Origin of the sequence: Pseudomonas sp. TWP3-2 (assembly GCF_049897765.1) — a bacterium.
Lineage (GTDB): Bacteria > Pseudomonadota > Gammaproteobacteria > Pseudomonadales > Pseudomonadaceae > Aquipseudomonas.
In genome coordinates, this window is the sequence record NZ_JAFCWW010000005.1 from 93,329 (window position 1) to 102,680 (window position 9,352).

General features: G+C 59.0%; 9 protein-coding genes. 6 read left to right on the forward strand and 3 right to left on the reverse strand.

Annotation, left to right across the window (positions count from 1 at the left end; all coding sequences use genetic code 11):
- A partial coding sequence (locus ACP7EE_RS09895; protein ID WP_426234384.1) for a M10 family metallopeptidase occupies positions 1-1,090 on the reverse strand: 1,090 nt, incomplete at its 3' end.
- Between the two features lie 200 nt (positions 1,091-1,290).
- Between ACP7EE_RS09895 and ACP7EE_RS09900 the strand changes: the two genes are divergently transcribed.
- A complete protein-coding gene (locus ACP7EE_RS09900) occupies positions 1,291-1,935 on the forward strand; it encodes an MBL fold metallo-hydrolase (RefSeq protein ID WP_426205764.1) in 645 nt (214 codons plus the stop codon).
- A gap of 111 nt (positions 1,936-2,046) precedes the next feature.
- Positions 2,047-2,781, forward strand: coding sequence for an OmpA family protein (locus tag ACP7EE_RS09905; RefSeq protein WP_426234385.1), 735 nt, complete (start codon positions 2,047-2,049; stop codon positions 2,779-2,781).
- Positions 2,782-3,013: 232 nt separating this feature from the next.
- Here the strand turns inward: ACP7EE_RS09905 and ACP7EE_RS09910 are convergent, their stop codons facing one another.
- Positions 3,014-3,448 (reverse strand): YhcB family protein, encoded by a 435-nt coding sequence (locus ACP7EE_RS09910; protein ID WP_420650830.1) that lies wholly within the window; start codon positions 3,446-3,448, stop codon positions 3,014-3,016.
- 144 nt (positions 3,449-3,592) lie between these two features.
- Between ACP7EE_RS09910 and ACP7EE_RS09915 the strand changes: the two genes are divergently transcribed.
- From ACP7EE_RS09915 to zapE, 3 genes are all read left to right on the forward strand, one after another.
- Entirely contained in the window at positions 3,593-4,222 is a 630-nt protein-coding gene (locus ACP7EE_RS09915; RefSeq protein ID WP_420650889.1) for an alpha/beta hydrolase, read from the forward strand.
- Between the two features lie 24 nt (positions 4,223-4,246).
- The gene (locus ACP7EE_RS09920) at positions 4,247-5,602 is read left to right on the forward strand and encodes a tryptophan--tRNA ligase (protein ID WP_426234386.1); all 1,356 of its coding nucleotides are present in this window, start codon (positions 4,247-4,249) and stop codon (positions 5,600-5,602) included.
- Between the two features lie 90 nt (positions 5,603-5,692).
- Positions 5,693-6,787, forward strand: coding sequence for a cell division protein ZapE (zapE, locus tag ACP7EE_RS09925; RefSeq protein WP_426205766.1), 1,095 nt, complete (start codon positions 5,693-5,695; stop codon positions 6,785-6,787).
- Positions 6,788-6,966: 179 nt separating this feature from the next.
- On the opposite strand, the gene ACP7EE_RS09930 is transcribed toward zapE, so the two are convergent.
- Positions 6,967-7,863 carry a GlxA family transcriptional regulator gene (locus tag ACP7EE_RS09930; protein WP_420650890.1) on the reverse strand — a complete coding sequence of 299 codons (897 nt, stop codon included), beginning with the start codon at positions 7,861-7,863 and terminating at the stop codon, positions 6,967-6,969.
- Between the two features lie 250 nt (positions 7,864-8,113).
- Here ACP7EE_RS09930 and ACP7EE_RS09935 point away from each other — a divergent pair, with 250 nt between their 5' ends.
- Positions 8,114-9,250 (forward strand): acyl-CoA dehydrogenase family protein, encoded by a 1,137-nt coding sequence (locus tag ACP7EE_RS09935; RefSeq protein ID WP_426234387.1) that lies wholly within the window; start codon positions 8,114-8,116, stop codon positions 9,248-9,250.
- Positions 9,251-9,352: the final 102 nt, after the last annotated feature.

The window sequence follows — 9,352 nt, forward strand, 5'->3', positions numbered from 1 at the left end:
AGTCGATGGACGAGAACACTCGGTCGAGTGCAGTCAGCGAGGCATCGGTTTCGATCACGACGTCGCCGACGTTGTCGACGTAGTAAGTGTCGACACCGTCGCCACCGATCATGGTGTCGGCACCGGCCATGCCATTGAGGGTGTTATTCAGCGCGTTGCCAACCAGCGTGTCATTGAAGGCAGAGCCGATGGCATTTTCAATCTTGGCGCCGTATGCGATCGCCAGCCCGTCATTGATGGCAGTCTGATTAGTGAGGTCGACGAACGTCTTGCCGATCTGACTGTAAGCACCTTCATTCAAATTGATGCCGACGGCGGCAAGCTGATTGCTGCCGTCAATCGTGTCGTTGCCGCCCGCATCCCAGATAGTCTCGAAGATCGACTGGTCGGTGGCCCATTTGTAAACGGTGTCACCTGCCTGCCACAGCGTATTGGCGCCATACAGGCTCTGAATCGCAAGGATGTCGAGCACCATCGGGGTAGTCGGCTGATAGGAATAATTGCTGTTGTAACTCATCACGGTGTAGTGGACATCGTCCAGCGTCGGAGTCAACAGGGTCTTGTTGGTCGAACTGGTGTCGAAGGGGTGCTTGAGACCCAAGGCATGACCGATTTCATGCACGAATGTCATGTAGTCATAGGTGCCCTTGGCCGGGCTCGGGTCATTGGTTTGCGGACCAATCCACACATCACCGCCAGAGGGATTATTGGCGGGGAAGTAGGCCCAGGCAGCCGTTTGGTTGTCCATCAATCGATAGGCGCCAAAACGCATATCCCCCACATTGGCCATGGTGTCGCTGGTCAGCGTGAAATTGAGGTTGGCGACAGCACTCCAGGCGCTCAGTGCACTGGTCACCGCGAGCTTTTGCCCGGCAGTCAGCTCATAGAGTGCGTTGTACTCATTGTCGGGGCTGTACTTGGTTACGAAATACGAAGTGACCGGCGCCATGAAGCTATAGCTGAGGTTGGTCGGCCCCAGCGGATTCCAGTCAGATCCCAGCCAATAGGTGCCGGAAAGCAGGCTGTCGACAATGGCAACACCTGTCATTGAGGATGGAAGGCTGGGTGAATAGGTACTTGGCGTCGGCATGCTGATTTTTCCTGAGTGCGCTGCGGCCTTTCCTGATGCGACCGCTACAAAAGTATGATTTTGCACCAGAACTTATATGTTTGACATCATTAGGCCACTATTTTCTGATTAATGGCGTCAATTAACTGACCTGGCGTTCTATATCGGCGTGTGCAGTACAATCCTGAAGCCATCACCAAACCGATCTTCCAGGATCAATCATGACTGCTCCCATTCCCGCGCTCATCCGCGAAACCTTCCCCGTCGGCCCGTTGCAGTGCAACTGCACCATCATCGGCGACCCCGTCACGAAGAAAGCCATCGTCGTCGATCCGGGCGGCAATCCCGACCTGATCATGGCCCGCCTCGATGCGCTGGGCCTGAAAGTCGTCAGCATCATCCACACCCACGCGCATCTCGATCATTTCCTCGCCTCCGGGCAGATGAAAGAAAAAACCGGCGCGACCCTGCATCTGCACAAGGAAGATCAATTCCTGTGGGACAACCTCGAGATGCAATGCCAGATGTTCGGCGTGCCCTACGTGCCGGTGCCGCCACCGGATCGCTGGCTGTCCGATGATGAAGAGCTGGCCTGTGGTTGCGGCGTTGCGCTGCACACGCCCGGTCATACACCAGGTTCCATGAGCTTTTGGTTTTCTGAAGCTAAGCTGTTGATTGCCGGTGACACGCTGTTCCGGCGCGGAGTAGGGCGCACGGATTTGTGGGGTGGCGATCAGGCGACCATCGTGCGCTCGATCAAGCAACGGCTGTATACGCTGGACGAAGACGCGACAGTGGTTACCGGGCACGGTCCGGATACGCGTCTGGGCGATGAGATGCGCGAGAACCCGTTTGTACGAGCCTGAATATTTTGTCATGTGCGTGCTGCGGAATTATTACGCGCGGGAATGATCCAACGCCCGCACAGGTCTTTGCCAATGGCCGTTGCACCCAAGAATGCAATGTAGGAGCTCTCCATGTTCACCACGCGTCGTTTGATTATTGTCGCTACTGTCGTGGCCGTACTGTCCGGCTGCGCCTCGCCTAACCCGTATGACAATCAGGGCCAGGCTGACGGCGGCTCGCAAGGCATGAGCAAAACTGCCAAGTACGGTGGCCTCGGTGCTCTGGCCGGTGCGCTCGCCGGCGCCGCTATCGGTCATGACAACCGTGGCAAGGGCGCCTTGATCGGCGCTGCGGTCGTAGGTGCTTCGGCGGCCGGTTACGGTTATTACGCTGACCAGCAAGAAAAGAAACTGCGCGCCAGCATGGCCAACACCGGGGTTGAAGTGCAGCGCCAGGGCGATCAGATCAAACTGATCATGCCGGGTAACATCACCTTCGCCACCGATTCGGCGAACATCGCTTCGAGCTTCTACCAGCCGCTGAACAACCTCGCCGGGTCGCTGAAGGAATTCAGCCAGAACCAGATCGAGATCGTCGGCTACACCGACAGCACCGGCAGCCGTCAGCACAACATGGACCTGTCCCAGCGTCGTGCGCAGAGCGTGGCCACTTACCTGACTTCGCAAGGTGTCAGCGGTGCCAACCTGAGCGCCCGTGGCGCCGGCCCGGATAATCCGATCGCCAGCAACGGTGACGTCAACGGCCGCGCACAGAACCGCCGCGTCGAGGTCAATCTGAAAGCGATCCCGGGCCAGCAGTACGGTGGCCAGCAGCAACAGCCGGGCACGGTTCAGCAGTATCCGTAAGCGATTGCCTGAATGAAGAGATGCCCGGTCCTGTGATCGGGCATTTTTTTTGTGGCCCCCTGTAGGAGCTGCGGCACGCTGCGATCTTTTGATTTTGATTGTTAAATGCAAGGTCAAAAGATCGCAGCCTCGTTTCACTCGACAGCTCCTACAGGTTCTGGGTCGCTGCGGAATCAGATACAAAAAAGCCCCCGGACAAGTGATTGTCCGGGGGCTTTTTGTTGGCGCTAGATTACTTCTTCAGGCCGTAATGCTCATCGAGCATGCCCGGCGCGTTCGGCGTTTTCGGCGCGTAGTCGCGTGGCGGCTCCTGATCGCGCGGCGGCGTCAGGCGTTCACGCGGTGCCTGTACGGCATCGGAGTGCAGCGAAGCGAGCAGGCGTTGGCGGGTCTGCTCGTCGAGGGCCAAGCGATTGGCGCCCTCGGCGAGATGATCCTGCACTTCCTGATAGCTCTGGGTCAGTTTCTTGACCAGTGTCGCGGTGCTGTTGAAGTGGGTCACCACCTCATTCTGATAATTGTCGAAACGTTCCTGAATATCGTCCAGTTGCCGCTGTGTGCGGCTGGGCGCGGCGTTCGGCGCAACGCGTGCGATCAGGAAACCAATGGCGACACCCACAACCAGGGCAAGAGTCGGTAACAACCAAACTAAGAGCGAGTGTTCCACGAGTCCTTCCTCTATAAACGGCTTTGCTTTACGTTAACGGCTCGAACCTGCGCTGTATACCGCGATTCACTCGCAATAGATTGGCACAGACAATTTGCTAGACGAGTCGACCCGATTCGAGGTCACGGAGTTCCTTCCTTGCTGATGCGTGAAACCCCTGTAGTGATTGATGGCCCAGTCGGCCAACTGGAAGCTTTGTATCTGGACAACGACCAGCCGCGCGGCATTGCGCTGATCTGCCATCCGAACCCGGTGCAGGGCGGCACCATGCTTAACAAGGTCGTCTCGACCCTGCAGCGCACCGCGCGCGACGCCGGCCTGATCACCCTGCGCTTCAATTACCGTGGCGTCGGCGCCAGCGCTGGTACCCACGATATGGGCACCGGCGAAGTCGATGACGCCCAGGCCGCCGCCAAATGGCTGCGGGAAAAACACCCGGATCTGCCGCTGACGCTGTTCGGGTTTTCCTTTGGCGGATTTGTTGCAGCAAGTCTCGGCGGGCGTCTCGAAGCACAGGGCGAGCAGCTCAAGCATCTGTTCATGGTCGCGCCAGCGGTCATGCGTCTGGGCGATCAGGATCAACTGCCACAGATCGGCGAGTTGACCGTGATCCAGCCGGAAACCGACGAAGTGATCGATCCGCAACTGGTCTACGACTGGTCCGAGCAACTCCAGCGCCCCCATGAGCTGCTGAAAGTGGCAGAATGCGGACACTTTTTTCATGGCAAGTTGACTGATCTCAAGGATCTGATCCTGCCGCGCCTCTCGAATTGATTGCAGTCTGACAAGCGATTACCCATGACGAACCGTACCCGCATCCTCACCGGCATCACCACCACCGGCACGCCACACCTGGGCAACTACGCCGGCGCCATCCGCCCGGCGATCCTCGCCAGCCGCGACAGCAACGCCGACTCGTTCTATTTCCTGGCCGACTATCACGCGCTGATCAAATGCGATGACCCGCTGCGCATTCAGCGCTCGCGTCTGGAAATCGCCGCGACCTGGCTGGCCGGTGGCCTCGATGTCGATCGTGTGACCTTCTATCGCCAGTCGGACATCCCGGAAATCCCTGAGTTGACGTGGCTGCTGACCTGCGTCGCCGCCAAGGGCCTGCTCAACCGCGCCCACGCTTACAAGGCTTCGGTGGACAAAAACGTAGAGACCGGTGAAGACCCGGATGCCGGCATCACCATGGGACTCTACAGCTACCCGGTGCTGATGGCGGCGGACATTCTGATGTTCAACGCGCACAAGGTGCCGGTCGGTCGCGATCAGATTCAGCACGTGGAAATGGCCCGTGACATTGGGCAACGTTTCAACCACCTGTTCGGCCAAGGCAAAGAGTTCTTCACCATGCCCGAAGCGCTGATCGAGGAAAGCGTCGCCACGCTGCCTGGCCTCGACGGCCGCAAGATGTCCAAGAGCTACGACAACACCATCCCGTTGTTCTCCAGCGCCAAAGAGATGAAGGACGCGATCTCGCGGATCGTCACCGACTCGCGCGCGCCGGGCGAAGCCAAGGATCCGGACAACTCGCACCTGTTCACGCTGTTCCAGGCATTCGCTACGCCAGCGCAAGCCGACGAATTCCGCAGCGAATTGCTCGGCGGTCTGGGTTGGGGCGAGGCCAAAAGCCGTCTGTTCCAGCTGCTCGACAACGATCTGGGGGAGGCGCGCGAGCGTTATCACCAACTGATCGAGCGCCCGGCAGATCTGGAAGACATGCTGCAGATCGGCGCCAAGAAGGCCCGTGCGGTGGCAACACCGTTCCTCAACGAACTGCGCGAAGCGGTTGGTCTGCGTTCGTTCGTCAATCAGGTGCAGGTCGCCGCGACCACCAAGAAGAAAGCCGCGAAAGCCGCACGCTTCGTCAGCTTCCGTGAGGACGACGGCAGCTTCCGTTTCCGTCTGCTGGCGGCGGATGGCGAGCAATTGCTGCTGTCGCGCAACTTCGCTGACGGCAAGACTGCCGGCCAGGTGACCAAGCAACTGCAATCCGGCCAAGCGCTGGATGTGCGCAGCGAAGACCTGAGCTTCAGCGTCTGGCTCGAAGGCGCGTGTGTCGGCGACAGCCCGACCTTCTTCGACGTTGCTGCGCGGGATGCGGCCGTCGAGGCCTTGCGGATCGCTCTGACACCGGTTCAGGAATAATCAGCGGCGCGACCCGACCAAGGGCCGATTGCCATTCCCACGGGCCGTCGCTACAGTGACGGCCCGTTTTTGTTGCCTTGCTAACGAATTATGACGCCCCTAGAACGATATCAAGCTGATCTGAAACGCCCGGACTTCTTCCATGACGCGGCGCAGGAAACTGCCGTGCGTCATTTGCAGCGCCTGTACGACGATCTGGTCGCGGCCGACCAGAACAAGCCGGGCTTGCTGGGCAAGCTGTTTGGCAAAAAGAACCAGGCGCCGGTCAAGGGCCTGTACTTCTGGGGTGGCGTTGGCCGTGGCAAGACTTACCTGGTCGACACCTTCTTCGAAGCGCTGCCGTTCAAGGAGAAGACTCGCACGCACTTCCACCGCTTCATGAAGCGCGTGCACGAAGAGATGAAGACCCTCGGCGGCGAAAAGAACCCGCTGACCATCATCGCCAAGCGCTTCTCCGACGAGTCGCGGGTGATCTGCTTCGATGAATTCTTCGTCTCCGACATCACCGACGCGATGATCCTCGGCACGCTGATGGAAGAGTTGTTCAAGAACGGCGTGACCCTGGTCGCGACCTCGAACATCGTGCCGGACGGCTTGTACAAGGACGGCCTGCAACGTGCGCGCTTCCTGCCGGCCATCGCGCTGATCAAGCAGAACACCGAGATCGTCAATGTCGACAGCGGCGTCGATTACCGTCTGCGTCACCTCGAGCAAGCGGAGCTGTTCCACTTCCCGCTCGACGAAGCTGCGCACGAAAGTCTGCGCAAGAGCTTCCGTGCGCTGACACCGGAATGCACGGCAGCGGTAGAGAACGATGTGCTGATGATCGAAAACCGCGAAATCCGCGCACTGCGTACTTGCGATGACGTGGCCTGGTTCGACTTCCGCGAACTGTGCGACGGCCCGCGCAGCCAGAACGATTACATCGAACTGGGCAAGATCTTCCACGCCGTGTTGCTCAGCGGCGTCGAGCAGATGAGCGTCACCACCGACGACATCGCGCGACGCTTCATCAACATGGTCGACGAGTTCTACGACCGCAACGTCAAACTGATCATTTCTGCCGAAGTCGAGCTGAAGGATCTGTACACCGGCGGGCGTTTGAACTTCGAGTTCCAGCGCACGCTTAGTCGACTGCTGGAGATGCAATCGCACGAATTCCTGTCGCGGGCGCACAAGCCTTAAGCGCATCGGAAAACAAAAAGGGCCTGCAATTGCAGGCCCTTTTTTATTTTCGAATTCACCTCGAACCCTGTGGGAGCGGGCTTGCCCGCGATGGCGTCGTGTCAGACAGAATGCATTTCTCTGAAACATCGCTATCGCTGGCAAGCCAGCTCCCACAGGGGCTTGTGTGTTGCTTGGGATTAGGCCGCTTGCTGAAACTGCTGCCGATACTGGTTCGGCGACAATTCAGTGTGTTGGCGGAACAGCCGGGCGAAGAAGCTCGCGTCGTCATAGCCGACTTCGTAACTGATGGTCTTGATGCTCTTGCGGCTGCCGGACAGCAGGCCCTTGGCGGTCTCGATGCGTAGCCGTTGCAGGTAGTGCAGCGGCTTGTCGCCCGTAGCGGTCTGGAAGCGGCGCATGAAGTTACGGATGCTCATGCCGTGCTCGCGTGCCACGTCTTCGAAGCGGAATTTGTCGGCGAAATGCTCTTCGAGCCAATGCTGAATCTGCAGGATGATCACGTCCTGATGCAGCTTCTGCCCGCCGAAACCAATGCGGCCCGGCGCGTAGTTGCGCTGCACCTCGTAGAGGATATCGCGGGCCACGGCTTGCGCGATGTTAGCGCCGCAGAAGCGCTCGATCAGATAGATATACAGATCGCAGGAAGAAGTGGTGCCGCCAGCGCAATACAGGTTGTCGGCATCGGTCAGGTGCTTGTCCTGATTGAGATAAACCTGCGGGAACCGCTCGGCGAAGGCGGTGAAGAAGCGCCAGTAGGTGGTTGCTTCCTTGCCGTTGAGCAACCCGGCCTCGGCTAGCCAGAACACCCCGGTGGCCTCGGCGCAAAGCACTGCACCGCGCGCGTGTTGCTCGCGCAGCCACGGCAGGATCTGTGGGTAGCGCTGGCATAGCGTGTCGAAATCGTCCCAGAACGCCGGGAGGATGATGATATCGGCATTTTCCAGACCGCCGTCCACCGGCATGACCACGTTACTGAAGCTGTTCACCGGTTTGCCATCGGGACTGACCAGGCGCGTTTCGAACGCCGGATTCAGGCCCAGGCCCAGTTGTTTGCCGTAGCGCAGGCTGGCCAGATGGAAGAAGTCCTTGGCTTGCATGAGGGTGGAAGCGAAAACCCGGTCGATCGCCAGGATGCTGACGCGCCGCAAGGGCGTGGAGACTTGCTTAGACATAATTCAACTTTTGTTTTGTTTTTATAAGGGAAAGTGGTCATCAGACGGCTGGATCGTCTTATTTTTTGTCGGATGTGTCCAGTGTCCTGTATCGGATGCGAGGCATAGTCTCTGAAGGTCCGATCCCTCCAACAAGAACGAAAGGTGACGCATGATTCCCAGAACCCTGTTCAGCTCCGAGCACGAATTGTTCCGCGACAGCGTACGAACATTCCTCGAAAAGGAGGCCGTGCCGTTTCATGCACAGTGGGAAAAACAGGGTTATATCGACCGCAAACTGTGGAACAAGGCGGGGGAGGCGGGGATGCTTTGCTCGCACTTGCCGGAAGAATATGGGGGCTTGGGCGCAGACTTTCTCTACAGCACGGTAGTGATCGAGGAGGTCGGGCGGCTGGGTCTGACCGGTATCGGTTTCTCGCTGCATTCGGACATCGTCGCGCCGTACATCCTGCATTACGGCAGTGAAGCGCTGAAGCATAAATACCTGCCGAAACTGGTCTCTGGCGAGATGGTCACCGCCATCGCCATGACTGAGCCGGGGGCCGGTTCTGACCTGCAGGGCGTGAAGACTACGGCAGTGCTGGATGGCGACGAGTACGTGATCAACGGCTCGAAGACCTTCATCACCAATGGTTTTCTCGCGGATCTGGTGATTGTCGTGGCCAAGACTGACCCGAAGGCTGGAGCGAAGGGCACCAGCCTGTTTCTGGTCGAGGCGAACACGCCGGGCTTCGACAAGGGCAAGCGCCTGGAGAAGGTCGGAATGAAGGCCCAGGACACGTCTGAATTGTTCTTCCAGGACGTGCGCGTGCCGAAGGAAAACCTGTTGGGTCAGGCCGGGGCAGGGTTCGCTTATCTGATGCAGGAATTGCCTCAGGAGCGTCTGACGGTAGCGATTGGCGGACTGGCTTCGGCGGAAGCGGCGTTGCAATGGACGCTGGATTACACGCGTGATCGCAAGGCATTCGGCAAGGCGATTGCCGACTTCCAGAACACCCGCTTCAAACTGGCGGAAATGGCTACCGAGATTCAGATCGGCCGGGTATTCGTCGACCGCTGCCTGGAATTGCATCTGCAAGGCAAACTCGACGTACCGACGGCGGCGATGGCCAAATACTGGGGCACCGACCTGCAATGCAAGGTGCTCGACGAATGCGTGCAGTTGCATGGCGGTTACGGATTCATGTGGGAATACCCGGTGGCCCGGGCGTGGGCGGATGCGCGAGTGCAGCGGATCTATGCCGGCACCAATGAAATCATGAAGGAGATTATTGCCAGGTCGTTGTGATTTGCAGTGACTGAAGTGGCGGCATCGCGGGGCCGCCCCCCGCCCCCCGCGAGCCCGGACACGGGGGGGCCGGGGGGGTCCCCCGGGGGGGGTTGGCGGGGA